The organism is Dactylosporangium sp. NPDC048998 (assembly GCF_043197855.1).
Taxonomy (GTDB): domain Bacteria; phylum Actinomycetota; class Actinomycetes; order Mycobacteriales; family Micromonosporaceae; genus Dactylosporangium.
The window spans coordinates 573,737-597,774 of record NZ_JBICTV010000002.1 but is presented as its reverse complement, the minus strand read 5'-3'; the positions used below and the strand labels follow the sequence as shown (position 1 = coordinate 597,774).

The following is a 24,038-nucleotide window of genomic DNA, read 5'->3' as shown; positions in this document are numbered from 1 at the left end:
CGTCGGGCCGGGTCTGCGTCCACGCGCCTGCGTGCGCGTGCTCGGCTTGCCGCGTCCGGTCGCCGCGCCGCGTCTGTGGGACGCTGTCCGCGTCCGTGCGCCGTGTCCGCGTCGGTTTGGTCTGTGTGGCGCGAGCGGGGCCGGGGCGTTTGTTGCGGGGCGTCGGTGGCTCGTTTCGTTTTCCTCACATCCGTGCTACGAGTGCGCCTGACAGCCCAAACAGTTAGATATGTTTACCAAATGATCGTGGATCTCCAGGACGTTTCCGCAGCGGAGGGGCTTGTCGCCCGGGCGCTGGACCTGCCGGAGGACGCGGCCGAGGCGGGGGGTCTCGTCGGGCGGCTCGCGGCGCCGCCGGCCGGGCGGGTCGTCGCGCGCCTGGCCGCCGCCGACGGCAGCGGCGTCGTCTTCGCCTCGATCAACGACTCCGACCCGGGGCTCGGGCACATCGAACTGCTCGCCGTGCTGCCGCAGGCCCGGCGCCGGGGCCTCGGCTCCGCCCTGGTGCGCGCCGCCGAGGAACGCCTGGCCGCCCTCGGCGCAGATCGGATCCGCCTCGGCGGCAACCCGCCGTGCTACGCGTGGCCGGGCGTCGACGTGCGGTACACCCCGGCGGTCTGCCTGGCTCGCCGGGCCGGCTACAAGGTCTCGGACACGGCCTGGAACATGACCGCGGACCTTGCGCTGTCCAGCCCGGAGGCCCCGGCCGACGAGGCCCGCCTGGAGGCGTCCGGCGTGAAGGTGCTCCCGGCCGGCCCCGACGCCCCCGACTGGGTTCGCTCGATCTGGGGCGACGGCTGGGCCTGGGAGGTCGAGCAGTCGGTGGACCGGCGCGGCGCCGGCTGCTACGTCGCCGTGCGGGATGGGGAGATCCTGGGCTTCGCCGCGTACGGCGCGAACCGCCCGAGCTGGTTCGGCCCGATGGGCACCGCGCCGGCCGCCGAGGGCCTGGGTGTCGGCCGGGTACTGCTGCGCCGCTGCCTGTCCGACCAGCGCGCGGCCGGCCACGCGACGGCGCAGATCGGCTGGGCGGGCCCGATCGGCTTCTACTCCAAGGCGGTGGCGGCCCGCCTGGAGCGCATCTTCTGGATCTACACCAAGACCCTCTAGGGGGTCGGCGCCACGGCAGACGCGTGCGGGGCGGGCCGTGGGTTCGCCACGATCCTGCCCCGCACACGTGCCGCCGGAGCCCGTGATCCCCCGTCACGCCACGGGCGCCGACGCGCTTTTTCTGCGGCGAGCCCCCGTATGGCGGCCGACTTCACCATATGAGGACAGTTCGCATGGTGTGGGCAAATCGTGCATTTCGGAAACCGTAGAGTCGGGGCCATGGATGTGATGGACGGGCACAACGACCTGCCCTGGCGGCTGCGGGTCCGCGACCCCCACGGGGCGCTCGACCTCGCTGCTGACCTCACCGCCACCGGCCTGCACACCGACCTCCCGCGCCTGCGGCGCGGCGGCGTCGGCGCCCAGTTCTGGAGCGTCTACGTTCCCGACGACCGGCCCGAGCCGCAGGCCGCCGTCCAGGTCGTCGAGCAGGTCGAGCTCGTGCGCCGGATCGTCGCCCGTCACCCGGACCGCCTCGCCATCGCCACCAGCGCCGCCGAGGTCGAGCGGGTCCGTGCCTCCGGCCGCATCGCCTCGCTGCTGGGGGCCGAGGGCGGGCACTGCATCGACAACTCGCTGGTCGTGCTGCGCTCGCTGTACAAGCTCGGCATCCGCTACCTCACGCTGACCCACTCCCGCAACACCGCCTGGGCCGACAGCGCCACCGACGAGCCGGCCAGCGGCGGGCTGTCGCCGTTCGGCCACGAGGTCGTGCGCGAGCTCAACCACCTCGGCATGCTCGCCGACCTCTCCCACGTCGCCGACACCACCATGCACGCGGCGCTGGACACCTCGACCGCGCCTGCGTTCTTCTCGCACTCGTCGGCCCGCGCGCTGTGCGACCACCCGCGCAACGTCCCCGACGACGTCCTGCGCCGGGTCCGCGACACCGAGGGCGTGGTGATGGTGACCTTCGTGCCCTTCTTCCTCACCGACGAGTGCCGGCACTGGGGCGACGAGCTGTACCGGGTCGAGGACGCCATCGCCCTGCCGTGCGACAGCCCCGAGTTCCTGCGCGAGCGCCAGGCCTGGATCGAGGCCAACCCGTGCCCGCCGACGAGCGTGCGCGACGTCGCCGACCACGTCGAGCACGTACGCGAGGTCGCGGGCGTCGGCGCCGTCGGCCTCGGCGGCGACTTCGACGGCACCGAGGTCGTGCCCGCCCGCCTGCCGGACGTGTCCGCGTACCCGGCGCTGTTCGACGAGCTGACCGCCCGCGGCTGGTCCGAGCCGGAGCTGCGCGGCCTCGCCTGGGACAACGCGATGCGCGTCCTGCGCGCCACCTGCGGCTGACGCCCCGCGCGGGCTGGTCCGCCGCGCCGGGGCGGTGCGGGCGGCGGGGCTACAAGACGACCGGGTCGAGGTCGGGGCGGGTGAACGCCGCGCGCGGGCCAGGTCCCGGGGCGGGTGTGGGCGTCGGGGTTACGAAACGTCCCGGGCTGAGGTTGGAGCGGGTGGCGCTCCGTGCGGGCCGGGTCCGGGGCGCTGCCGGCGGCGGGGCGCGCGGAGTGGGCAGGACGGACCGGGCCGCGAAACGGCTGGGGCGGGGTCAGGGCGGGGGGAGTGCGACCGCGGCCTGCACCGCCGCCAAGGCGTCGACCAGGCCGGCGCCCTCCGTGTCGGCCGGGGGGCCGCAGGCCGGGCCGGTGAGCTGTACCGGGCGGGCGGTGGTCGCCAGGATCGCGCGGGTCCGGGTGATGTCGCCGACCAGCGCCGGGTTGGCCGACCACATCAGCGCGACCACGCCCGCCACGTGCGGGGTCGCCATCGACGTGCCGCTGAGGTAGCCGTAGCCGCCGCCCGGCAGCGCGGAGAGCACGTCGACGCCGGGCGCCATGACGTCGGGCTTGGCCAGGCCGCCGGGGGTCGGGCCGCGGCTGGAGAAGGCGGCGACGCGGCTGTTGCGGTCCACGGCGCCGACGGTCAGCGTGGTGGCGTAGTTGGACGGCGGGTCGGTGATCGACTCGCAGCGCGGGCCCGTGTTGCCGGCCGCCGCGACGAAGAAGATGCCCGCGGCGGCGAAGGCGTCGATGGCGGGGCGCATCGAATACAGGTCGCAGCCCTCCACCGCGGGGCACCCCCACGAGTTGGTGAGCACCTGCGGCGCGCGCTCGGGGCGCCCGGCGTGCCACGGGTCGGCACCCGGCGCATAGGGCGCGAGCATGAACTGCAGGCAGGTCAGGTAGTTGGCCATGCTGCCGAGGTTGCGGGGCAGGTTTGCGCAGGCCATCCACTGCGCGCCCGGGGCCACGCCGACGCCGGCGCCGACCGCGGTGGCCATCGTGTGGGTGCCGTGGCCGTTGTTGTCGGACGGGCTGCGGGCGGTGCCGAAGGGGTCGAGCCACGAGTCGTCACCACCGCGGAAGTTGCCGCGCAGGGCCGGGTGGGTGCCGTCGACGCCAGAGTCGGAGCTGCCGACGACGATGCCCTTGCCGGTGGAATACCGCGCCCAGACCTGGTCCGCCCCGATGAGCGTGAGATTCCACGGCGTCCCGGACGGCGCGCCGACCGTGCCGTGCATCGGCGGCGCGGTCGCCGGCAGCGGCCGCAGGTGCGGGTTGAGCAGCACGTGCGCGACGTCGGAGCGGCTCGCCAGCCACTGGCGCGCGACCGGCCCGGCGTCCACCTCCACGCCGTTGACCAGGTAGAACGGCGTGAACGAGATGTGCCTGTCCTGCAGCACGTCCCGCAGCGGGGCCTGCGTGCGCTCGGCGGTGGCGACCAGGCGCTCATACGTCTGCCGGACCCGGGCCGTGCGGTCCGGGATCGCGGACAGCCCGGACAGGTCGGCCTGCTCGCGCATGACCACGAACAGCCGCTCGCCCTCGAAACCGGGCCGGCCGGCCACGGCGTAGACCGCGGCGCCGCCCGCGGCGACCACGGCGGCCAGCACCGCGGCGAGCCAGGGGCGCCAGCGCACCCGGCGGAACACCACCAGCACCGCGATCGCGGCCAGCAGGGCCAGCACGCCGGTCAACACGGCGCCCACCGCGCCCCAGAACAGCCCGTCGCGCAGCCCCAGGATGAGCGACGTCTCGTCGGGGTCGACGAAAGCGAGCAGGCCGAACAGCACCGGCGTGAGCAGCGCGACGACCGACGGCTCACCCTTGTGCCGCAGGGCGGCGAGGGCGAAGGCCACCGGCGGCACGCACAGCAGCGCCAGCAGCTGCACGGCCGGCTCGCCGACGCCCGCGGCCAGCGGCACCAGGCCGACGCCGGCGAGCAGGCCCGCGAGCGCCCCGCGCCCCCAGCCGCTGCCGCCGCAGGTCGCGACCCGGCCGGTCAGCGCCAGCATCGGGCGGGTCGCGAGCCAGCCCACCGCGAGCGCGGCGACCAGGGCGAGCACCGTCTCCACGATGCCGCCGAGCGAGCCGACCCACAGCCAGGGCAGCAGGAGCAGCAGGCCCGCGCCGAGCGACAGCCAGAACATCCAGCGGTCCGCCGGGATGCGCCGCTCCAGCCGGCCGGCGATCGTCATGTGCACGGCCGCGGTCACGGCGGCCAGCGCGGCGAGGACGGCGAGATAGACCTCGTGATAGGTCACCGGGACCAGCCGCGCCAGGCCCAGCAGCACGCCGAAGATCGAGGCGAGCAGCCACTGGCGGCCGGCGGTGCGGGCGAACGGCACCGGGGACAGCTGCGCGAGCAACAGCGCCGGCAGCCCGGCCAGCAGCGCGGTGAGCACCGACACCATCGGCCAGAACACCACCGGCAGCGAGAGTCCCTCGATGACCAGCGAGTCGCCCATCAGCCAGACGAACGCGTTCGCCACGACGACCACGGCCACGGTCCACAGCCCGAGCAGGATGGTCAGCGCGAGCGACCAGCCCCAGGCGCGCCGCGACGGCGTCGCCGGCGGAGACGCTGGGGGCGGCGGGACCACGGGCCCGGCCTCGGGGGGAACCATGGTCGGGACTCTACGTGGCGGGTATGACAAATCGGGGCGCGAAGGGAAGGAGACTGGGGAGCATGACGGAGACGGTCGACGCGGTCGTCATCGGCGCCGGGCACAACGGGCTGGTCGCCGCCAACATGCTCGCCGACGCCGGCTGGGACGTCGCGGTACTGGAGGCCACCGAGCACCTCGGCGGCGCCGTCCGCTCGGCCGAGATCGCCGCGCCCGGGTTCCTCAGCGACCTGTGCAGCTCGTTCTACCCGCTCGCCGCCGCCTCGCCCCCGCTGCTCGCGCTCGACCTGGAGGCGCACGGGCTGCGCTGGACCCACGCCCCCGACGTCGTGGCGCACCTCTTCCCCGACGGGCGGGCCGCGGTCATCAGCCGCGAGCTGGACCTCACCGTCGAGTCGCTGGAGCGCTTCGCGCCGAGGGACGGCAAGGCATGGCGGCAGTGGTACGCCGAGTGGCACCGCCTGGCCCCCGACCTCCTCGCCGCGCTGCTGACCCCGTTTCCGCCCGTCCGCGCCGGCGCCCGCCTCGCCGCCGGGGCGGGCCTGGGCGGCGCGCTCCGGCTGGGCCGCCGGTTCCTGGCCCCGGCGCGGGTCCTGGGCGAGGAGCTGTTCGCCGGCGAGGGTGCCCGCATGCTCCTCACCGGGCTCGCCCTGCACACCGACCTGGCACCCGACGACGCGTCCGGCGGCGGGTTCGGCTGGCTGCTGGCGATGCTGGCCCAGCAGTACGGCTTCCCGGTCCCGGCGGGCGGCGCGCAGCAGCTCACCGAGGCGCTGCTGCGCCGCTTCGACGGGGTCGTGCACCGCCGGGCCGAGGTGGACCGGATCGTCGTCGGCGGCGGCCGTGCGCTCGGCGTGCGCTGCGCGGACGGGCGACTCTTCCGGGCCCGCCGGGCGGTGATCGCGGATGTTCCGGCGCCCCAGCTGTACCAGCGCCTGATCGGACCGGAGCATCTGCCCGGACGGCTGCTCGCGGACCTCGCCGGGTTTCGCTGGGACAATCCCACCCTCAAGATCGACTGGGCGCTGTCCGGCCCGGTGCCGTGGATCGCGCCGGAGGTCGCCGGGGCGGGCACGATCCACCTCGGCGCCGATCCGGTCCGCTACGCCGCCGACCTGTCCGCCGGCCGTCCGCCCGAGGAGCCGTTCCTGCTGGTGGGGCAGATGACGACCGCCGACCCGAGCCGGTCGCCGGTCGGGACCGAGTCGCTGTGGGCGTACACCCACCTGCCCCGCGGGACCACCGCGGACCAGGTGGCGGCCCACGTGGACCGGGTGACCGACGTGCTGCGACGGCACGCCCCCGGCTTCGACGACTTGGTGCTCGGCCGTTACGTCTTCGGCCCCGCGGAGCTGCAGCGGAAGAACCCCTCGCTGGTCGAGGGGGCGATCAATGGGGGGACGGCCGCGGCGTACCAGCAGCTGATCTGGCGCCCCACGACGGGGCTGGGTCGCGCCGACACGCCGATCGACCGGCTCTTCCTGGCCAGCTCCAGCGCGCACCCCGGCGGCGGCGTGCACGGCGCGGCCGGGGCCAACGCGGCGCGCGCGGCCCTGGCTCGGCACCGCCCCGTGGTCGGGGACGCCTACCGGGCCGTGATCGGCGCCGCGATGCACCGGATCTACCCACGTTAGTGCGTCGGCTGCCCGGTGCGGTGCTCGGCGATGTCGGCCAGGCGCTGCAGTACCTCCGCGTTGCGGAAGTGCAACAGCGCGTCACCGACCCGGTTGCGCATGTTCAGCAGCGGCCCCTCGGTGAAGCGCTCCTGCAGGGTGACCCGGGTCGCCTCGGCGTCGAGCGGGTCGAGCGTGAACCGCGCCTGCCCGGCCCCGAGCGGCCACACGTGCACCTTGAGCAGCAGCATCCGGCCCGGCTCGCACTCCAGCGACTCGCTGCGTTCGCGGACGGAGACCGGCCACGGCCCGGCCTTGTGGTGCACCCGGGCTCCGGGCGCGGGCCAGCCTGCATCGACGTCGCGGACGTGCGCCGTGCCGACCACCCAGTCGGAGTACGACCAGCCGTCGGACAGCACGGAGTACACCCGGTCGGCCGGCGCGCGGACGATGCGTTCGGTGATGGACACCCCCGTGTGATTCCCAGGGCAACGCATCTCACACCAACGGCGTGACAGGCGAGGCTACCGTGTAGTAGTGCGCCGTGATCCCTCCGAATCCCGCTTCGAGGCGTCCCGCCTGTCGCCCGCCCGCCGCGCGGCCGACGTGGCCCGGCTGCGCCGCGAACGCTTCGACGTCCTGATCATCGGCGGCGGCGTCACCGGCGCCGGCGCCGCGCTCGACGCCGCCTCCCGCGGGCTCTCGGTGGCCCTCATCGAGGCGCGCGACCTGGCCTCCGGCACGTCGAGCCGCTCCTCGAAACTCATCCACGGCGGCCTGCGATACCTCGAACAGCTCGAGTTCGGCCTGGTCGCCGAGGCCCTGCAGGAGCGCGGCCTGCTCGCCACCCGCCTGGCACCGCACCTCGTGCGCCCGGTGCCGATCCTCGTCCCGCTGCCGGCCCACCGCGGCCTCACCGGCCTGGCTCACCGGGCGTGGCAGCGCGCCTACTACGGCGCCGGCGTGGGCCTCTACGACGCCTTCGCCGGCGCGGCGCAGCTGCGCCGGTCCTCGCCGCGCGGCATGCCGCTGCACCGGCACCTGTCGCGCACCGAGACCCGCCGCCGCTTCCCGTCCCTGCGCGAGGACGCGATCAGCGGCGCCATCCAGTACTTCGACGGCCAGGTCGACGACGCCCGCCTCGTGGCCACCCTGGCCCGCACCGCCGCCGCCCTGGGCGCCGCCGTCGTACCCAGCGCCCGCGCCGTGGGCCTGCTGCGCGACGCCCGCGAGGTCACCGGGGTGACCGTGCGCGACCTCGAGACCCGCGAGGAGTTCGAGGTCCACGCCCGCACCGTCGTCGCCGCGACCGGCGTCTGGATGGACGACATCGCCGGCATGCTGTCCGGGGAGGGGCCGCGCGAGTCGGCCGGCCTCCAGGTCCGCGCCAGCAAGGGCGTCCATCTGGTCGTACCCCGCTCGGCCATCACCGGCGAGGCCGGGCTCATCCTGCGCACCCCCACGTCGGTGCTCTTCGTCATCCCGTGGGGCGGCCACTGGATCATCGGCACGACCGACACCGACTGGACCCTCGACCGCGGCCATCCCGCCGCCTCGGCCACCGACATCTCCTACCTGCTCGGCCAGGTCAACGCGGTGCTCGACCGCCCGCTCGGCACCGCCGACATCGAGGGCGTCTACGCGGGCCTGCGCCCCCTGCTGTCCCGCGAGGCCAGGCACCGCCAGCCGCACAGCCGCGACGAGCAGACGTCCGCGCTGTCGCGCACCCACGCCGTCGTCGAGCCCATGCTCGGCCTGCTCCTCATCGCCGGCGGCAAATACACGACGTACCGCGTGATGGCCGCCGACGTCATCGACCGCGTGGCGCACCGCCTGGGCGGCCTGCGCCGGCACGGCGGCCTGGTCCCCGCCTCGCGCACCGCGGACCTGCCCCTCCTCGGCGCCGACGGCTACCATCCACTGTGGACAAACCGGGCCGATCTGGCCCGCCGGCACGGGATCCCGGTCGGGGTGTTCGAGCACCTGCTGGAGCGGTACGGCGCGCTGGCCTTCGAGGTGCTCGCCCTCGACCAGCAGCTGCGGCGCCCGGTGGCCGGCGCGCCCGAATACCTGGCCGCCGAGGTCGCGTACGCCGCCCTCGCCGAGGGGGCGCTGCACCTCGAGGACGTGCTGACCCGGCGCACGCGCATCTCGTTCGAGACCGACCACCGCGGCGCCGCCTCGGCCGCGGACGCGGCGAAGGTGATGGGCGACGTGCTCGGCTGGGACGCGGCGACGCGCGCCCGCGAGGTCGACCACTACCTGGCGCGGGTGGCCGCCGAGCAGGAGTCGCAGCGGATGCCCGACGACCTGACCGCGGACGCGGCCCGGCTCGGCGCCCCGGACGTGCGCGGCTTCCGTGCCGACCGCGCGGCCGTCTGACGCCTCGGCACCCCGGGAAGTCCCGCCGAAGGCCTGGGCCCGGCCCGTGGCGGCCGGGCCCAGGCGCTAGGTCCAGCGCTTGGCGGACCAGGTGCTGGAGCTCCAGTAGTGCCCGCCCGCCACCGCGCCCGTGACCACGGCCGAGGCCTGTGAGGTGCCGCTGCCGCGGAAGAGCCTGTCGCCGACGCGGGCGCCGGGGTACGTCACGTCGCAGTACGAGCCGGGGGCGGCCGGCACCGGCTGGCCGAGCCGCCCGACGCGCAGACCCTGCGCTCGTGGACGCTGCCGCGCATCGCCGCGAACCAGCGCGACCGCGCGGCCGGCCGCGCGCTCAGCCTGGATCACATCGTGGAGAGCGCGCGGGGCCTAGGCTCGTGAGCGTGATCGAGGCTTGGCAGCGGATCTTCCCGGGCGAGGAGTCCGTGGGGCGCGACCTGCTCGCGCGGTGGTCCGAGCCCCATCGGCGGTACCACACGCTCGACCACCTGGCGCTCATGCTGCGCGTGATCGACGAGCACGCCGGCCTGGCCGACGACGCCGACGCGGTGCGCCTGGCGGCGTGGTTCCACGACGCGGTGTACGAGATCTTCGCCCAGGACAACGAAGAGCGCAGCGCCCTGTTGGCCGTACAGGTGCTGCCCGGTCTCGGTGTTTCTCCCTCGCGCGTCGAGGAGGTGGCGCGGCTGGTGCGGCTCACCGCCGGCCACGCCGTCGCGTCCGGTGATCGCAACGGCGGCCTGCTGGCGGATGCCGACCTGGCGATCCTCGCTTCGGAGAAATCCGACTATGCCCGGTATGCCGAGGCGGTGCGGGCCGAGTACGCGGCGATCCCCGACGACGTGTTCCGCCCGGGACGGGCCGGAATTCTGCGAAAATTGGCTGATCTGCCGGAAATTTTCCGAGTTGTACCGGCACGGGCGGAGTGGACCGCCCGTGCGCGCGCGAATCTCGAAGCGGAGATCAGGACCCTTCTGGATGCTCCGTGACGTTCTGGAGGTACAGCGCCTCGCCGAGCTTCTCGACGAGCCCGAGCTGCGTCTCCAGGTAGTCCACGTGGTCCTCCTCGTCGGCGAGGATGTCCTCGAAGATGTTCGCCGAGGTCACGTCCCCGATCGAGCGCATGTACTCGATGCCGCGGCGCAGCCGGTCGATCGCCTCGACCTCGACCTGCAGGTCGCACTTGAACTGCTCCGGCACCGTCTCGCCGATGCGCAGCGGGAACAGGCGTTGGTAGTTGGGCAACGCATCCAGGAACAGAATGCGATCGGTGAGCACCTCGGCGTGCTTCATCTCGTCGAACGACTCGTGTCTGGTGTGCTTGGCCAGGATCGTGTATCCCCAGTTCTCCTGCATCTTGGCGTGGAGGAAGTACTGGTTGATCGCCGTGAGCTCGGCGGTGAGCTGCTCATTCAGAAACTCGATGACGCGTGCATCCCCCTGCATGCTGGCAGGCTACGCCTTTTATGCCCGTTTCTAGGTGAAAACGGGCAGCACGGCTGGGGCCTCCGCGTCGATGATGTCCGCGATGCGATCCAGGCAGGTCCCGCAGCCGGTGCCCGCCCCGCACTCGTCGCCGACGGCGTCCTCGGTGTGGGCGCCGGACTGGATGATCCGGCGGATCTCGCACTCGCGGACGCGGTGGCAGATGCAGACGTACACGGCCGAACTCCTCGCTTAGGCTTACCTAAGCAAGGGTCACCTAAGGTTTGTTCGGAAACAACCCCTGAGCAGGTGTTTTCTGACTCAGCTCGGGCTCCGAGAAGCGGACAAATGGCGCGGGCGGCGCAGCCCGGCAGCAACCAGGCGCTCGACGATCTCCCGCGACGTCACCTGCCGCGCGCCCAGCCACACGGCGATCCGCGCCCCGTCCGTCGACACGTCGTAGTGGTCGCGCTCGAACGCGCGCCGCCTGGCCCCGATCAACTCCGCGAAGGCGTGCAGCTCGGCGACGGACACGTCGCTGATCAGATGGGCCCAGAGGCGCCCGTGCGCCGGCCACCGGGGCGTGTCTATGTAGAGCACACGCACTAGCGTGCCAGGTATGGATCTCAACTTGGGTCTTGTCGGGGAGCTGCGGGCGGCCCTGCCTCACGAGGGTGGCGTGCTGACCGATCCGGACCTGTTGCGCTCGTACGAGCACGACGAGGCCGACCTGGTGCCGTTCGGGACGCCCGCGGTGGTGGTACGGCCGCGGACCACCGGCCAGGTGTCGGCGGTACTGCGCGCCGCGAGCCGCTTCAAGGTGCCCGTGATCCCACAGGGCGCCCGCTCCGGCCTCGCCGGCGGCGCCAACGCCATCGAGGGCGCGATCGTGCTGTCCCTCGTCGCGATGAACGAGATCATCGACATCGACACGGAGAACCGCATCGCCGTCGTCCAGCCCGGCGTCGTCAACGCCCAGCTGCGCCGCGCCGTGGCCGAGAAGGGCCTGTACTACCCGCCGGACCCCGGCTCCTGGGAGCAGTCCACGATCGGCGGCAACGTGTCCACCGACGCCGGCGGCATGTGCTGCGTCAAGTACGGCGTGACCAGCGACCACGTCATCGGCCTGGAGGTCGTGCTGGCCAGCGGCGAGGTGCTCACCTGCGGCCGGCGCACCGCGAAGGGCGTCGCCGGCTACGACCTGACCAGCCTCTTCGTCGGCTCCGAGGGCACCCTGGGCGTGATCACCGAGATCACCGTCCGGCTCCGACCCGCCCCCGAGCCCTCCCTGACCCTGGTCGCCGTCTTCGACACCTTCCCGGCCGCCGGCGCCGCGGTCTCCGCCATCATCGGCTCCGGCCTGCAGCCGAGCATGCTGGAGGTCATCGACCGGGTCGCGATGAGCGCGATCGAGGCGTACCACCCGATGGACCTCCCGACCACCGCCGCCGCCCTGCTCATCGCCTCCGTCGACTCCGGCTCCCGCGCCCCGGACGACCTGGCCCGCATCTCCGCGATGTGCCATCAGGCGTGCGCGGCCGACGTGTTCGTGGCCGCGGACACCGCCGAGGCCGACGCCCTGCTGGCCGCCCGCCGCCTGGCCCACCCGGCCCTGGAGCACTTCGCCTCCCACCTGTTTCCGCTCGGCGGCGGCGTCATGGTCGACGACGTGGCGGTGCCGCGCACCCGCCTCGTCGAGCTGATCGAGGGCATCGAACGCATCGCCACCGAGCACGGCGTGGTCGTGGCCACGGTCGGCCACGCCGGCGACGGCAACCTGCACCCGATCATCGTGATCGACCGCTCGGACCCGGTCAGCCTGGCCCAGGGCCAGAAGGTCTTCGACGCCATCATGTCGCTGGGCCTGTCCCTGGGCGGCACGTCGACCGGCGAACACGGCGTGGGCCTGCTGAAGCGCGACTGGCTGGCCCGGGAGATCGGCCCGACGGGCCTGAAGGCGCACCGCTCCATCAAGGCCGCCCTGGACCCGGACAACATCCTCAACCCCGGCAAGATCTTCTGATCCGCCGGGCCGTCCGGCGACGGTGTATTTCCTAGTCAGGCCCCAGGCCGTACCATCCAGCGCTATGTTCACGGAGCCGACCAAGGTGCCCAGGTCCCGCACCCTCGGCTCCTCGTATCCGGGCCGGAACAACGCGTTCAACCTCATCCGGCTCGTGCTCGCCCTCGCGGTGCTCGTCGGCCACTCCAACGTGCTCGCCTTCGGCCGCGATGACAATCCGCTGCGCCTCCCGGCCGACCTCGGCGGCCTCGCCGTCACCGGGTTCTTCGCGCTCTCCGGGTTTCTCATCACGCGCAGCGGCCGCCGCACCCCGTTCCTGCGTTACTGGTGGCACCGGGTGCTGCGCATCTACCCGGGCCTGTGGGCCTGCCTGCTGCTCACCGCGCTCGTGGTCGGACCGCTGCTGTGGACGTACCGCCACGGCGCGCTCGACGGCTACTGGTCCACGGCGAGCGGCCCGATGGAGTACCTCCGCCGGAACCTCGCCGCCGACCCGCGCCAGGATTCCATCGGCGACGTCCTCGCGGGGCGCGCGAACCCCGCACTCAACGGGTCGTTGTGGACCCTCAAGTACGAGCTGGGATGTTATGCCGGGGTCAGCGTGCTCGCGCTGATCGGCGTGCTCCGGCGCGCCCGGCCCCTCATCCTGGTCCCGACCCTGCTCGGCACGGCGGTCATCGTCGCCGACCAGATCCGCGACACGACCGGCACCGGCCGGTGGATCCCGTTCTCGGCGCGCCTCACCGTCCCCGTCGCCGGCACGTTCCTGACCTTCTACCTGCTCGTGCTCGCCACGTCGTTCCTGCTCGGCGCGTGCGCGGAGCTTTACCGCGACCGCGTGCCGCTCAACGACGCCCTCGGCGCCGCGAGCCTGGCCGTGGTACTGATGGCGCTGTACCTTCAGCTGCCGCTGCTAGGCCCCGCCCTGCCCGCGTACGTCTACCTGCTGCTCTGGCTGGGCATCCGCCTACCCGCGGTCTCGGAGCGACTGAGCCGAGTCGGCCGGCGCAACGACTACTCCTACGGCGTGTACATCTACGCCTTCCTCGTCCAGCAGACCCTCGCCGTCTACGGCGTGTACCGCTTCGGCGAGTGGCCGTACATGCTCATCTGCATGGGGCTGACCCTGCTCCTGGCCGCCGCGTCGTGGCACTTCATCGAGAAGCCGGCCCTGCGGCTCAAGGAGTGGACACCGTCACTGCGCCCGTTCACCGCGAACCCCCGATGGATGTGGAGCAGAGAGCGTCTGCCGGTCATGCCTGCTCGAACCGGCGGCGTGCGGTAAGGACCTCGTCCAGGTGGCGGCGGCTCCAGCGGCCGGTGCAGTTCGCCGAAGCGGCGCGAGTCGGTGCCGATGGCCTCCATCACCGGGAGCGCCCACTTGGTGCCACCTGGACGCCTCGCTGCCGTTGCTGCGGACCCTGGTCGGCGCGGAACCGGACCTGCGGTTCGCGTTCGGCGCGATCGAGCTCGCCGCATCGGCGACTGCCCTTCCGCCACCGTGATCGTCGACGACCTGGACGCGGTCGTGGACCAGTTGACGGCCGAGGGCGGCGAGGTCACCACCCCGGAGGCGGCCCGTTGGCTTTGCTCGCGAAAGGGCCGGGAAACGACTCAGGGCTGGTTCCCTGTTTCCAGAGAACCAGCCCTGAGCTGGTGTTTCACGAAGTCGGGGTAGCCGGATTTGAACCGACGGCCTCTTCGTCCCGAACGAAGCGCGCTACCAAGCTGCGCTATACCCCGAGCGTGCCGAGTAATCGTAGCCCACACCCGCGCCGCCGCAAACTCGGTATCCCCCGTGTTGGCGTTTGGGTGGGTGAGCTGGGATTACACGGATTTCAGGAACGTGGACAGGTGGTGCTCGTACGCCTCGGGGTTCAGGTTCCAACCGCGGCAGTGACCGGCCTCACGCGTTTCGACCAAAGTTACGTGCTCGGCGGCGGCCTTCGCGAACTCGACCGTCGGCCACGGGGCCACCGTGCGGTCGTCGTGGTCCACGTACACCAGCGTCGGCACGTCCAGGCGGGCGGCCAGCGGGCGGTAGTCCAGGTCCGCGGCCCGCACGCCCAGGCGGTGCTGGATCAGCCTCAGTGCCGTCCACGTCCATGCCGGCGGCACGTTGAGCTGGCGGGCGTTCATGCGCAGCGTCGCGTTCCAGTCGACCACCGGGCAGTCCAGCACGACGCCGCGCAGGAAGCCGTCGTGGTGCCAGTGGCGGAGCAGGTTGAGGATGGCGGCGCCGCCCATGGACCAGCCCATCAGGATGACGTCGCGGGCGCCCGCCGACCGTGCGTAGTCGATCGCCGACAGTACGTCGCGCCACTCCGTGTGGCCCAGGTGGAAGCGGCGGTCGGGGGACGCGGGCGCGTCCTGGTCGTTGCGGTACGACACGACCAGGGTGTGGTGGCCGGACGCGGCCAGGGTCGGCAGGGCGCGCAGGGCCTCGCCGCGCGGGGCGCCGCGGCCGTGCACGGCGATGATCCAGGTGTCGTCGGCCGGGCCGGCGGTGGGCGGGACCAGCCACGCGGGCAGTGCCCCGAGCTCACCCTGGACGACGACGTCGTCGAACGGCAGGCCCCGGGCGCTGTGCGGGTCGCCCTCGAAGACATATCCCGAGGTGTACCCCCGGACGCCCGCCGCCAGCGAGCCGCGCGTGACGGCCTCGACCTCGCGGGTGACCGTCGCGCGGTCGGCGGCGATCACGTCGCCGAGGCGGGCGTGGCCGCCGGCCCAGACGAACGACAGCGGGATGGACCGGGCCGTGTCCGGGGTCCTCGTCAGCGTGATGCGGTTGCCGGCGTAGGCGCGGACGCGGACGGGGTACACCCGGTTGCCGTTGACGTTGAGCACCTGGCCGGCCAGGAACCAGCTCGCGCCGGCGGTGCCGGTGGGCACCAGCACCGCCAGGCCGGCCGCGCCCGCGATGCCCGCGTAGGCGGCCCGGCGCGCCCATTTGCTCGCCGCCGCGGCCGGCAGCGGCCCGGCCTGGGGCTGGGCAGTCATCGCGGTATGAGCGTCAGGATCGACGCCTCCGGCGGGCACGCGAAGCGGATCGGCGCCGTCGGGTGCGTGCCCAGGCCGGCCGACACGTGCAGGTACGACTCGGAATAGGGCCAGCGGTGCAGGCCCTTGGCCATGCTCCGGTCGAGGCCGCAGTTGGTGACGAGGGCGCCGTAGAACGGCACGGCCACCTGGCCGCCGTGAGTGTGGCCGGCCAGCAGGAGGTCGAAGCCGTCGTCGGCCATGCGGTCGAGGATGCGCGGCTCGGGGGAGTGGGCCAGGCCGATGCGCACGTCCACGTCGGCCGCGGCCGGGCCGGCGACCGCGTCGTAGTCGTCGCGGTTGATGTGCGGGTCGTCGACGCCGACGAGCTCGACGGTGCGGCCGCCCGCCTTGATCGTGGTGCGGGCGTTGTTGAGGTCGGCCCAGCCGGAGCCGGTGAGCAGATCGCGCAGCTCCTCGACGGGGAGCGCGGCGCCCTGCACGTACGGCTTGTTCTTGTTGAAGTACCCGAGCGGGTTCTTGAACACCGGGCCGCGGTAGTCGTTGGAGCCGAAGACGAAGGCGCCCGGGCGGTCCAGCAGCGGGGTGAGCGCGCGTACCACGGCGGGGACGGCGTCCACGTGGGCCATGTTGTCGCCGGTCACCACGACCAGGTCGGGGTCGGTGCCGGCGAGCTCGGCCACCCAGCGCTGCTTGCGGTGCTGGCCCGGCGTCATGTGCAGGTCGCTGATGTGCAGGATTCGCAGCGGCTCGGCGTCGGGCGCCAGCACCGGTACGTCGAAGCGGCGCAGCGTGAACATGTTGCGCTCGACGAGCGAGGCGTAGGCAAAGGTGGCGGCGCCGGCGGCTACGGTGCCGGCCGCGAGTCGCAGTACGGTCTTCGAGCGCATCTGCACAGCCTACCGGCGCTTTTACAACAGAATATGAGCAAGATCGGACGGATAGACTTTTCTCATGTTGAAGGCACGCCTGGAGTCCGACCTGCGCGACGCCATGAAGGCTCGTGACGAGCTGGTGACGTCGACCCTGCGGATGGCGATCGCCGCGGTGCGCAACGCCGAGGTCGCCGGGAAGTCCGCTCGTGAGCTCTCCGACGACGAGGTCCTGTCGGTGCTCACCAAGGAGGCCAAGAAGCGGCGCGAGGCCGCCGAGGCGTTCGCCGGCGCGGGCCGCGAGGCCCAGGCGGCGAAGGAGCGCGCGGAGGAGGAGGTCATCGCCGGATACCTGCCCAAGCAGCTGTCCGACGACGAGCTCGCCGGCATCGTGCGCGACGCCCTGGCCGCCGCAGGGTTCAGCGGCCCGGGGAGCATGGGCCCGGCGATGAAGGCCGCCCAGGCCGCCGTCGCGGGCCGCGCCGAGGGCGGCCGCGTCGCCGCCGTCGTGAAGGCGCAGCTCACCGCGGGCTGACGCGCGACAGACCGATATCCGATACAACGAACGGCGGGCGCCCCCGAGGGGACGCCCGCCGTTTCGCGTGTTCAGGCGATCAGCAGACCCACGGGATCGGGCAGTTGGGGTCGGCGAAGCCGCCGTTGTTCTGCGGCACGTCGCCGTTCGGGTTGCCGTTGTTGCCCAGGTACGGCGGTGCCTGCGCCCCCTGGCCCTTGCTGATGATCAGCGAGACCGAGCTGCCCTTGGCCGTCGAGCCGGCCGGATCGGTGCGGTCGACCGTGCCGGGCGGGCACTGCGACGCGACCTGCTGGCTGGAGACCGAGACGCCGAAGCCCGCGTTCTTGACCTTCGAGCGGGCCTGGTCGACGGAGAGGCACTTGACCGACGGGATGTCGACCAGCTTGCCCTGCGTCTTGTCCTTCGTCGGCGGCGTGAACTGCACGACCGGCTGGCCCTTGAGGCCGTCGCGCAGCGTGGCCAGCGCGGCGTAGTTGACCGGCGGGTGCTTCATGTTCTTGTTCGTCTCGGGCCAGTCCGGGTCGGTGAGGAACCCGGAGACCGCGAGCTGCTTGGTCATGACGGTGAAGGTCGCGCTCTTCTCCGAGTCGGTCGTGCCGGTCTTGCCGGCGATCGGCCGCTTCACGAAGTCGTGGGCGTAGCCGGCGGTCGCGCCGCCGCACTTGCCGGTCGCGGACTGGTCGCCGACCGGGCAGCGGGCCATGTCCACGGCCGCGCGGGCGACCTCGGGGTCGATGTTCTGCTTGCACTTCGGGTCGAGCCCGTCGACCTTCTTGCCGCTGTTGTCCCTGACCTCGAGGATCGGGGTCGGCTCGCAGTACTGGCCGTCCGCGGCGAGCGTGGCGTAGGCGTTGGCCAGCTGCAGCGGGGTCGTCGCGCTCACGCCGAGGGTGAAGGCGCCCCACTGCTTCGGGTTGGCCGCGTACTGCGCGTCGGACGGGGCGTTGAACTGGATGCCCATCCGCTTGGCCACGTCGACGACGTGGTCGACGCCGACCCGCTGCTCCAGCGGCACGAAGAACGTGTTGATCGAGCTGCCGAAGCCGGTCCACATGTTGTACGGGCCGGACTGGCCGCCGGAGTTCTTCGGGCAGTAGTGCGGGCCGTTGCAGGCCGCGGGGCTGCGCGCGTCGATGACGAAGTCCGAGACGAACTGCTTCTCGGTGTTGATCGTCGTCGCGAGCGGGAATCCGGCCTCGAGAGCCGCGACCGCCGTGAAGATCTTGAACGCCGAGCCGGCCTGGTAGCCGGGGATGTCCGTGTCGCCGGTGATGATTGGGACCGTCGTGCGCGGCCAGTTGCCCTTCTGGCCCTTCTTGTCGGGGCTGGTGTTCTGCCCGTTCTGCGACTGGTCGTTGCTGAAGATGCGGTTGGTCGCCAGCGCGGTGACCCGGCCGGTGCCCGGCTGTACGGCCGCGAGCATCAGCGCGTTGGACTGGCCCATCTTGACCTGCTGGTCCTTGGACACGAACGGCTGTTCCTGCGCGTATTTGAACGCCGCCGCCTGCGTCTGGATGTCCAGCGACGAGATGACCGTGTAGCCGCCGGCCCGCAGCCGGTTGGCGCGCTGGTACTGGTCCTCGCCGAACGTCTTCTGGGTCAGCCACCAGCGGCGCAGGTAGTCGCAGTAGAAGCCGGCGCCGAGCTCCGGGCGCTGCACCGACTCGCAGCCCTCGGGGGTGCGCTTGCCGACGATGTTCAGCTTCTCCTTGCCGGCCGCGTCGGCGGTGGCCCGGTCGATGTACCCCATCGAGACCATCTGGTTGAGCACGTACTTCTGCCGGTCGAGCGCGGGCTGCAGGCCCTTGGCGGTCGCCGGGTCGTTGGTGCCGGGCGCCTTCACCAGGCCGGCGATCAGCGCGGCCTCGGGCAGCGTCAGGTCCTTGGGGTCCTTCTCGAAGTACACGTGCGATGCCGCGAAGATGCCGTAGGCACCGTGGCCGAACGCGGCGATGTTGAGGTACCGCTCGAGGATGTCCTTCTTGGAGAGCTTCTTCTCGAGGTCGATCGCGTATTTCATCTCGCGCAGCTTGCGCGTCGGCGTCTTGTCGGTGGCGTCCACGACCTCCTGCGGCGTCTTGGCCGAGTAGGAGATGGCCTGCCGCACGTACTGCATCGTCAGGGTCGAGGCGCCCTGCTCGGTCTGGCCGCCGGCGTTCTGGTTGGCCACGAACGCGCGGGCTACGCCCTTCACGTCGACGCCGCGGTGCACGTAGAACCGGTTGTCCTCGGCCGCGACGATCGCCTCCTGCATGACTCGGGCGACATCGTCGATCTTCACGTCGCGCCGGTTTTCGTCGTACATCATCGCGAGGAGGGTCTTGCCGTCCGACGCGTAGATGTAGCTGATCTGCGGCGAGGGCAGTACGTCAATGTCGGTGGGAAGGTTTTCGAACGTGTCGGAGCCGGCCTTGGCGGCGAGGCCCGACATCGCGACTGCAGGGAACGCGGCCGCAGCGACCACCAGCCCTGCCAAGAGCCCACACAGCAGCAGGGAAGCCGCGTTGGGCAGCAGGCCGTGCTCGCGTTTGCGCATCCAGGTCACCGCCTCAGACTACGGGACGACGTCATAAGGCCACGTCCAGATGGACGCGTCCTCGTTGTCCTAGACGCGTTACACCGAGTGTGAGGTTGACCCGTTTTCCGATTCTGCGTCAAGCGGTGCGGGGGCGCCGGGATTTTGGGCAAGTCGCACCCGGGAGTGACGCGGGGGTAGCACCCATCGGCCCTTCGGGGGATCGCGAAGAGCCGGTTAACCTGGTGCAACAACGTTGCGTAACTGAACGACTACAGAGCATGATGTTCCGGAAAGCTCCTCTCGGGGTTCCCGTGGCCGGGGACCCTCCTGTCACGCCGTGCAATCCGGCGAACTGCACCCGAATGCCATGGGGGGACGTGGTTTGGGCGCTTTTCACCGGGGCAAGAGCGGCGGATGGACCCGGGGGGAGTCCAAGGGGGGAAGAGGAAATATGAGCATGGTCGTCGACTGGCCCAGCATCGCCGCGTGTCGTAATGGCGACCCGGATGCCCTGTTCGTTCAGGGCGCCGAGCAAAACGTGGCGAAGCGGATCTGCCGCAGCTGTCCTGTGCGGTACGAGTGCCTGGCGGACGCCCTCGACAACCGGATCGAGTTCGGGGTCTGGGGCGGCATGACCGAGCGCGAGCGCCGTGCGTTGCTGCGCCGTCACCCGCAGGTGCCCAGCTGGCGCAAGATGTTCGAAGCGGCCATGGACCGCAACGAGAAGGACACCAAGGAGCTGGTTCCGACCGGCTGAGTCGATACAACGCCAATCGCTCTACGCGAAGGTTGATCCGATCGCGCGCAGCCCGTCGAGGTCGTGGACGTCGGCGGGCTGTGCCGGAATTCGGACGACCGGCACGCCCGGATACGCGTGCAGGAACCGGCCGGAGACCGCCGCCTGCCGGTCGTGCTGGTCGGCGAGTTCCGCGTGTACGCGCAGCACGTCGGCCGTGGCCGGGTGCCCGCCGATCTCGTCGAGGCGGGCCGCGGCCGCGCGCGCGTCGTCGGCGGACAGCTGCGGCGCGGCGACCGGCACCACCCGGTTGAGCACCAGGCCGGCCAGGGGCATCCGGTCGGCGGCGAGCCGCCCGGCGAAGTACACCGCCTCGCGCACCGCGTCCGGCTCGGGCGCCGCGACGACCAGGAATGCCGTCTCGGGCGCCTGCAGCACGCGATACGTCTGCTCGGCCCGCTCGCGGAAACCGCCGAACATCGAGTCCAGCGCGCCGACGAAGCCCGACAGGTCGGTCAGCAACTGCGCACCCAGGATCTTCGTCACGGTGCGGCTGAACAGCCCGAACGAGGCCGAGACCAGGTTGAACACGCTGCGGCCGCCGGCGCGCGCCGGTGCCAGCAGCAGGCGCAGCATCTTGCCGTCGAGGAACCGCGACAGGCGGGCGGGCGCGTCGAGGAAGTCCAGCGCCGAGCGCGACGGCGGGGTGTCGACCACGATCAGGTCCCACTCGTCGCGGGCGCGCAGCTGGCTGAGCTTCTCCATGGCCATGTACTCCTGCGTGCCCGAGAACGTCGAGCTCATGGCCTGGTAGAACGGGTTGGCGAAGATCTCCTCGGCCTTCCTCGGGTCGGTGTGCGCGAGCACGACCTCGTCGAAGGTCCGCTTCATGTCGAGCATCATCGCCTGGAGCTCGGCCGAGTCCGGCTGCAGGCCCTTGACCTGCCGGGGCGTGTTGTCCAGCTCGGTCAGGCCGAGCGCCTGGGCCAGCCGCCGGGCCGGGTCGATGGTCAGCACCACCGTGCGCCGGCCGTGCTCCTCCGCCGCCCGCAGCGCCAGTGCCGCGGCCGTTGTCGTCTTTCCAACACCGCCCGAGCCGCAGCAGACCACGATGCGGATCGCCCGGTCGGCGAGGACCGCATCAAGATCCAGCTGAGGCGACCGCGGCTCGGCAGTGGGAGGCACATTGCGAGCGTATCCGCTGGGGGCATCCTCAAGCAGACGTGAGGAGCAGATCACCGAGCGACTCGAGCGCTTCCGCGGTCACGCCCTCGGTGACGACCGGCAGCTCGACCAGCGGCCGGCCGAGACCCTGCAGCTCGGCGCGTAGCGACGCCTCGGCGGCCACCCGCGTCTGGTACGCCCGCGCCTCGCCGACCAGCCCGCCCAGGAGATCCTTGTCGGCCGGCACGCCGGCCGCGGCGAGCCCGCGGCGCAGGTCGGCCTGGGTGAGCTTGGCGCCCGCCAGGACCGGCGGCCGGGTGGCGTTCACGATGACGGTACCGATGGGGATGCCCAGCCGCGTGAGCTCGTCGATCGCGTCCGCGGTCTCCTGGACCGGCATCTCCTCCAGGAGGGTGACCACGTGCACGGCGGTCATCGGCGAGCGCAGGATGGCCGCGACGCCCTCGCTCTGTGTCTTGATCGGGCCGACCTTGGCCAGCCGGGCCGTCTCGGCCGTCACGTTGAGGAACCGGCCTATCCGCCCGGTCGGGGGCGCGTCCAGCACCACAGCGTCGTAGACGCGCCGGCCGTCGGCGGTCCGGGTGACCGCCTCCTTGATCTTGCCGGTGAGCAGCACGTCGCGCAGGCCCGGGGCGATCGTGGTGGCGAAGTCCACCGCGCCGACCTTGCGCAGCGCCCGGCCGGCCACGCCCAGCCGGTAGAACATCTCGAGGTACTCCAGCAGCGCCTCTTCGACGTCCACCGCCAGCGCCCGCATCTCCCCGCCGCCCCTGGCCGTGGCGATGCGCAGCTCCTGGTAGGGCAGCGGGTCGCGGTCGAACAGCTGGGCGATGCCCTGCCGCGCCTCGACCTCGATGAGCAGGGTCCGTTTGCCGTCTCGGGCCAGAGCGAGGGCCAAGGCGGCGGCGACCGTCGTCTTGCCGGTGCCACCCTTGCCGGTGACCACATGCAGACGGGCGGGCCAGCCATAGCCGCCCCGCCCGTCTGCGGAGTCGCGCGTCGTCACGCCCTCGACGCTACCTGGTCGAGGAAACGATCACGCGCCGGTGATCTCGCACACCCACCAGCCCTTGCTCTGCGTGGCGATGTACTTGTACTTCATCTCCGAGACCTTCTCGTCGCTGGTCGACACCTTGACCGGCACGATCAGCGTGGCCTGGTCCTTGTCCTGCTTCTCCACGGTCGGCGCGGGCCAGGTGTACGTCGGGCTGCTCAGCGACGCGTCGAACCGGCGGATCTCGTCGACCCGCGCCGCGAGCTTGTCCTTGTTCCGCGACGAGGCGCACACGTACTTCAGCGCCTCCTCGGTGTTCTTGTTCTTGTACACCGCGGTGAGGAAGCCGTTGACGGCCTCGACCGGGCTCGACGCGCCGGTGCCCTGGTTGTTCTGCACCACGAAATACGCGGCCGCGCCGCCACCGCCGCAGAGCACCAGCACAACGCCCAGGACGATCAGCGTGATCATCAGGCCGCGCTTCTTCTTGACCGGGGCCTGCTGGGGATACACCGGATAGCCCATCGCCGGCGGCCCGGAGAACGGCGGGGCCATCCCGGGCTGGGGGATCGGGCCGGTGGGCATGGGCCCGGTCGGGAACTGCCCGGTGGGCGGCGGGAACTGCCCGGTGGGCTGCCCGAAGGCGCCTGTGGCCGGCATCTGCCCGGTCGGCGGCGCGTAGGGCGACGCATACGGCTGCCCGGAGGTCGGGGGCGCCGAGGTCGGCGGTGCGTAGGGGGAGGCATACGGCTGCCCGGAGGTCGGGGGCGCCGAGGTCGGCGGGGCCGCATACGGGTCCTGCACCGGCGGGGCCGCGAACGGGTCCTGCACCGGCGGTGGCGGCGGCCAGCCCTGCCCCGGCTGCCCCGGCTGGCCTTGATACTCGGGCTGACCCGGGTACTGGGGCGGTTGCGTCATCTTTCCCACCTCTGTGCGACACGCGACGGCGGCCCTCACAGTAGCGGCAGGAGGCGATCCGTGGGGTCCCCCGATATCAGCCTGTGCCCGACGGGCCGGTCTCGCGCGGCGTTACTGTCCCCACATGCAGAAATGGGAGTACCTGACCGCACCGCTGCTGGTCCACAACACCAAGATGATTCTCGACAACTTCGGCGAGGAGGGCTGGGAGCTGGTGACGGTCGTCCCGGGCCCCAACCCGGAAAACCTGGTCGCCTACTTCAAGCGCCCGAAGGCCGGCTGAGATGGGCGACGTCTACGCCCGGCTCGCTGAGCTCGGGGTCACGATCCCGCCCGTGGTACCGCCGGTGGCCGCCTATGTGCCCGCGGTGCAGACGGGCAACCACGTGTACGTCTCCGGCCAACTGCCGATGGTCGACGGCGCGCTGCTGGCCACCGGGCTGGTGGGCGCGGACGTCTCGCCGGAGCGGGCCAAGGAGCTCGCCCGGCAGTCCGGGATCAACGTGCTCGCCGCCGTCGAGGCGCTCGTCGGCCTCGGCCGGGTGGTGAGGGTCGTGAAGATCGTCGGGTTCGTCGCCTCGGCGCCCGGCTTCACCGGCCAGCCCGCGGTCATCAACGGCGCGAGCGAGCTGCTCGGCGAGGTCTTCGGCGACGCTGGCCGCCACGCGCGCAGCGCGGTGGGCGTGTCTTCGCTGCCGCTGAACGCGCCGGTCGAGGTCGAGGCGATCGTGGAGATCGCCTGAGCGGCCCGCGGGCTGAGCGAAGCGAACATATGATAGCGAAGCGAACATAACCGAAATGTCGTATATGTCCGTCA

Annotated in this window: 23 protein-coding genes and 1 tRNA gene; 11 read left to right on the top strand and 13 right to left on the bottom strand. The window is 72.1% G+C overall.

Annotated features, from left to right (window positions below; translation table 11 throughout):
- Window positions 1-240: 240 nt before the first annotated feature.
- Together ACGFI8_RS06780 and ACGFI8_RS06775 are read left to right on the top strand one after the other, a co-directional pair.
- Entirely contained in the window at window positions 241-1,110 is an 870-nt protein-coding gene (locus ACGFI8_RS06780) for a GNAT family N-acetyltransferase (RefSeq protein ID WP_392800924.1), read from the top strand.
- A gap of 219 nt (window positions 1,111-1,329) precedes the next feature.
- Entirely contained in the window at window positions 1,330-2,403 is a 1,074-nt protein-coding gene (locus ACGFI8_RS06775; RefSeq protein WP_392800922.1) for a dipeptidase, read from the top strand.
- Window positions 2,404-2,659: 256 nt separating this feature from the next.
- Here ACGFI8_RS06775 and ACGFI8_RS06770 read toward each other — a convergent pair whose 3' ends face one another.
- On the bottom strand, window positions 2,660-5,017 hold the full coding sequence (locus ACGFI8_RS06770) for a S8 family serine peptidase (protein ID WP_392800919.1): 2,358 nt from the start codon (window positions 5,015-5,017) through the stop codon (window positions 2,660-2,662).
- A 62-nt stretch (window positions 5,018-5,079) separates the two neighbouring features.
- On the opposite strand from ACGFI8_RS06770, the gene ACGFI8_RS06765 reads away from it, so the two are divergent.
- On the top strand, window positions 5,080-6,651 hold the full coding sequence (locus ACGFI8_RS06765; protein ID WP_392800916.1) for a phytoene desaturase family protein: 1,572 nt from the start codon (window positions 5,080-5,082) through the stop codon (window positions 6,649-6,651).
- On the opposite strand, the gene ACGFI8_RS06760 is transcribed toward ACGFI8_RS06765, so the two are convergent.
- Window positions 6,648-7,100 carry an SRPBCC family protein gene (locus ACGFI8_RS06760; protein ID WP_392800914.1) on the bottom strand — a complete coding sequence of 151 codons (453 nt, stop codon included), beginning with the start codon at window positions 7,098-7,100 and terminating at the stop codon, window positions 6,648-6,650. The genes ACGFI8_RS06765 and ACGFI8_RS06760 overlap by 4 nt on opposite strands.
- Window positions 7,101-7,167: 67 nt before the next feature.
- Between ACGFI8_RS06760 and ACGFI8_RS06755 the strand changes: the two genes are divergently transcribed.
- A complete protein-coding gene (locus tag ACGFI8_RS06755; protein WP_392800911.1) occupies window positions 7,168-9,012 on the top strand; it encodes a glycerol-3-phosphate dehydrogenase/oxidase in 1,845 nt (614 codons plus the stop codon).
- 66 nt (window positions 9,013-9,078) lie between these two features.
- Here ACGFI8_RS06755 and ACGFI8_RS06750 read toward each other — a convergent pair whose 3' ends face one another.
- Complete coding sequence (locus ACGFI8_RS06750) at window positions 9,079-9,357, bottom strand: hypothetical protein (RefSeq protein ID WP_392800908.1); 279 nt, start codon at window positions 9,355-9,357, stop codon at window positions 9,079-9,081.
- Between the two features lie 29 nt (window positions 9,358-9,386).
- On the opposite strand from ACGFI8_RS06750, the gene ACGFI8_RS06745 reads away from it, so the two are divergent.
- Window positions 9,387-9,998: a metal-dependent phosphohydrolase gene (locus tag ACGFI8_RS06745; protein ID WP_392800905.1), complete on the top strand. Its 612-nt coding sequence runs from the start codon at window positions 9,387-9,389 to the stop codon at window positions 9,996-9,998.
- Here the strand turns inward: ACGFI8_RS06745 and bfr are convergent.
- From bfr to ACGFI8_RS06730, 3 genes are all read right to left on the bottom strand, one after another.
- Window positions 9,973-10,455 (bottom strand): bacterioferritin, encoded by a 483-nt coding sequence (gene bfr, locus ACGFI8_RS06740; RefSeq protein WP_392800903.1) that lies wholly within the window; start codon window positions 10,453-10,455, stop codon window positions 9,973-9,975. The two genes, ACGFI8_RS06745 and bfr, sit on opposite strands and share 26 nt — an antisense overlap.
- Window positions 10,456-10,485: 30 nt before the next feature.
- Window positions 10,486-10,671 (bottom strand): bacterioferritin-associated ferredoxin, encoded by a 186-nt coding sequence (locus tag ACGFI8_RS06735; RefSeq protein WP_392800901.1) that lies wholly within the window; start codon window positions 10,669-10,671, stop codon window positions 10,486-10,488.
- 84 nt (window positions 10,672-10,755) lie between these two features.
- On the bottom strand, window positions 10,756-11,034 hold the full coding sequence (locus ACGFI8_RS06730; RefSeq protein ID WP_392800898.1) for a DUF4031 domain-containing protein: 279 nt from the start codon (window positions 11,032-11,034) through the stop codon (window positions 10,756-10,758).
- Window positions 11,035-11,053: 19 nt separating this feature from the next.
- Here ACGFI8_RS06730 and ACGFI8_RS06725 point away from each other — a divergent pair, with 19 nt between their 5' ends.
- Entirely contained in the window at window positions 11,054-12,457 is a 1,404-nt protein-coding gene (locus ACGFI8_RS06725) for an FAD-binding oxidoreductase (protein ID WP_392800896.1), read from the top strand.
- Between the two features lie 64 nt (window positions 12,458-12,521).
- The gene (locus ACGFI8_RS06720) at window positions 12,522-13,742 is read left to right on the top strand and encodes an acyltransferase family protein (protein ID WP_392800893.1); all 1,221 of its coding nucleotides are present in this window, start codon (window positions 12,522-12,524) and stop codon (window positions 13,740-13,742) included.
- A gap of 384 nt (window positions 13,743-14,126) precedes the next feature.
- On the opposite strand, the gene ACGFI8_RS06715 is transcribed toward ACGFI8_RS06720, so the two are convergent.
- The 3 genes from ACGFI8_RS06715 to ACGFI8_RS06705 all read right to left on the bottom strand — a co-directional run bounded on the left by ACGFI8_RS06715 (window position 14,127) and on the right by ACGFI8_RS06705 (window position 16,350).
- A tRNA-Pro gene (locus ACGFI8_RS06715) sits at window positions 14,127-14,200 on the bottom strand.
- 84 nt (window positions 14,201-14,284) lie between these two features.
- Entirely contained in the window at window positions 14,285-15,460 is a 1,176-nt protein-coding gene (locus tag ACGFI8_RS06710; RefSeq protein WP_392800890.1) for an alpha/beta hydrolase family protein, read from the bottom strand.
- Window positions 15,457-16,350 (bottom strand): metallophosphoesterase, encoded by an 894-nt coding sequence (locus ACGFI8_RS06705; RefSeq protein ID WP_392800887.1) that lies wholly within the window; start codon window positions 16,348-16,350, stop codon window positions 15,457-15,459. The genes ACGFI8_RS06710 and ACGFI8_RS06705 overlap by 4 nt, the downstream gene beginning before the upstream one ends.
- Window positions 16,351-16,414: 64 nt before the next feature.
- On the opposite strand from ACGFI8_RS06705, the gene ACGFI8_RS06700 reads away from it, so the two are divergent.
- A complete protein-coding gene (locus tag ACGFI8_RS06700; protein ID WP_392800885.1) occupies window positions 16,415-16,867 on the top strand; it encodes a GatB/YqeY domain-containing protein in 453 nt (150 codons plus the stop codon).
- A 79-nt stretch (window positions 16,868-16,946) separates the two neighbouring features.
- On the opposite strand, the gene ACGFI8_RS06695 is transcribed toward ACGFI8_RS06700, so the two are convergent.
- Window positions 16,947-19,406 carry a penicillin-binding protein gene (locus ACGFI8_RS06695; protein WP_392800883.1) on the bottom strand — a complete coding sequence of 820 codons (2,460 nt, stop codon included), beginning with the start codon at window positions 19,404-19,406 and terminating at the stop codon, window positions 16,947-16,949.
- 433 nt (window positions 19,407-19,839) lie between these two features.
- Here ACGFI8_RS06695 and ACGFI8_RS06690 point away from each other — a divergent pair, with 433 nt between their 5' ends.
- The gene (locus ACGFI8_RS06690) at window positions 19,840-20,145 is read left to right on the top strand and encodes a WhiB family transcriptional regulator (RefSeq protein WP_392800880.1); all 306 of its coding nucleotides are present in this window, start codon (window positions 19,840-19,842) and stop codon (window positions 20,143-20,145) included.
- A gap of 21 nt (window positions 20,146-20,166) precedes the next feature.
- Here ACGFI8_RS06690 and ACGFI8_RS06685 read toward each other — a convergent pair whose 3' ends face one another.
- From ACGFI8_RS06685 to ACGFI8_RS06675, 3 genes are read right to left on the bottom strand one after another with little or no spacing between them, the layout of a single operon-like run.
- A complete protein-coding gene (locus ACGFI8_RS06685; protein WP_392800877.1) occupies window positions 20,167-21,309 on the bottom strand; it encodes an ArsA family ATPase in 1,143 nt (380 codons plus the stop codon).
- A gap of 28 nt (window positions 21,310-21,337) precedes the next feature.
- Complete coding sequence (locus tag ACGFI8_RS06680; RefSeq protein WP_392800874.1) at window positions 21,338-22,315, bottom strand: ArsA-related P-loop ATPase; 978 nt, start codon at window positions 22,313-22,315, stop codon at window positions 21,338-21,340.
- 30 nt (window positions 22,316-22,345) lie between these two features.
- On the bottom strand, window positions 22,346-23,221 hold the full coding sequence (locus ACGFI8_RS06675; RefSeq protein ID WP_392800872.1) for a hypothetical protein: 876 nt from the start codon (window positions 23,219-23,221) through the stop codon (window positions 22,346-22,348).
- Window positions 23,222-23,345: 124 nt separating this feature from the next.
- On the opposite strand from ACGFI8_RS06675, the gene ACGFI8_RS06670 reads away from it, so the two are divergent.
- On the top strand, window positions 23,346-23,504 hold the full coding sequence (locus ACGFI8_RS06670; RefSeq protein WP_350549782.1) for a hypothetical protein: 159 nt from the start codon (window positions 23,346-23,348) through the stop codon (window positions 23,502-23,504).
- Window position 23,505: 1 nt separating this feature from the next.
- Window positions 23,506-23,964 carry a RidA family protein gene (locus ACGFI8_RS06665; protein WP_392800869.1) on the top strand — a complete coding sequence of 153 codons (459 nt, stop codon included), beginning with the start codon at window positions 23,506-23,508 and terminating at the stop codon, window positions 23,962-23,964.
- Window positions 23,965-24,038 lie beyond the last annotated feature (74 nt).

Excerpts from the sequence above, each read along its gene's own strand:
- ACGFI8_RS06780 (WP_392800924.1), top strand. The coding sequence starts at position 241 with ATGATCGTGGATCTCCAGGACGTTTCCGCAGCGGAGGGGCTTGTCGCC.
- ACGFI8_RS06775 (WP_392800922.1), top strand. The coding sequence starts at position 1,330 with ATGGATGTGATGGACGGGCACAACGACCTGCCCTGGCGGCTGCGGGTC.
- ACGFI8_RS06770 (WP_392800919.1), bottom strand. The coding sequence starts at position 5,017 with ATGGTTCCCCCCGAGGCCGGGCCCGTGGTCCCGCCGCCCCCAGCGTCT.
- ACGFI8_RS06765 (WP_392800916.1), top strand. The coding sequence starts at position 5,080 with ATGACGGAGACGGTCGACGCGGTCGTCATCGGCGCCGGGCACAACGGG.
- bfr (WP_392800903.1), bottom strand. The coding sequence starts at position 10,455 with ATGCAGGGGGATGCACGCGTCATCGAGTTTCTGAATGAGCAGCTCACC.
- ACGFI8_RS06725 (WP_392800896.1), top strand. The coding sequence starts at position 11,054 with ATGGATCTCAACTTGGGTCTTGTCGGGGAGCTGCGGGCGGCCCTGCCT.
- ACGFI8_RS06720 (WP_392800893.1), top strand. The coding sequence starts at position 12,522 with ATGTTCACGGAGCCGACCAAGGTGCCCAGGTCCCGCACCCTCGGCTCC.
- ACGFI8_RS06710 (WP_392800890.1), bottom strand. The coding sequence starts at position 15,460 with ATGACTGCCCAGCCCCAGGCCGGGCCGCTGCCGGCCGCGGCGGCGAGC.
- ACGFI8_RS06705 (WP_392800887.1), bottom strand. The coding sequence starts at position 16,350 with ATGCGCTCGAAGACCGTACTGCGACTCGCGGCCGGCACCGTAGCCGCC.
- ACGFI8_RS06700 (WP_392800885.1), top strand. The coding sequence starts at position 16,415 with ATGTTGAAGGCACGCCTGGAGTCCGACCTGCGCGACGCCATGAAGGCT.
- ACGFI8_RS06695 (WP_392800883.1), bottom strand. The coding sequence starts at position 19,406 with ATGCGCAAACGCGAGCACGGCCTGCTGCCCAACGCGGCTTCCCTGCTG.
- ACGFI8_RS06690 (WP_392800880.1), top strand. The coding sequence starts at position 19,840 with ATGAGCATGGTCGTCGACTGGCCCAGCATCGCCGCGTGTCGTAATGGC.
- ACGFI8_RS06675 (WP_392800872.1), bottom strand. The coding sequence starts at position 23,221 with ATGACGCAACCGCCCCAGTACCCGGGTCAGCCCGAGTATCAAGGCCAG.
- ACGFI8_RS06670 (WP_350549782.1), top strand. The coding sequence starts at position 23,346 with ATGCAGAAATGGGAGTACCTGACCGCACCGCTGCTGGTCCACAACACC.
- ACGFI8_RS06665 (WP_392800869.1), top strand. The coding sequence starts at position 23,506 with ATGGGCGACGTCTACGCCCGGCTCGCTGAGCTCGGGGTCACGATCCCG.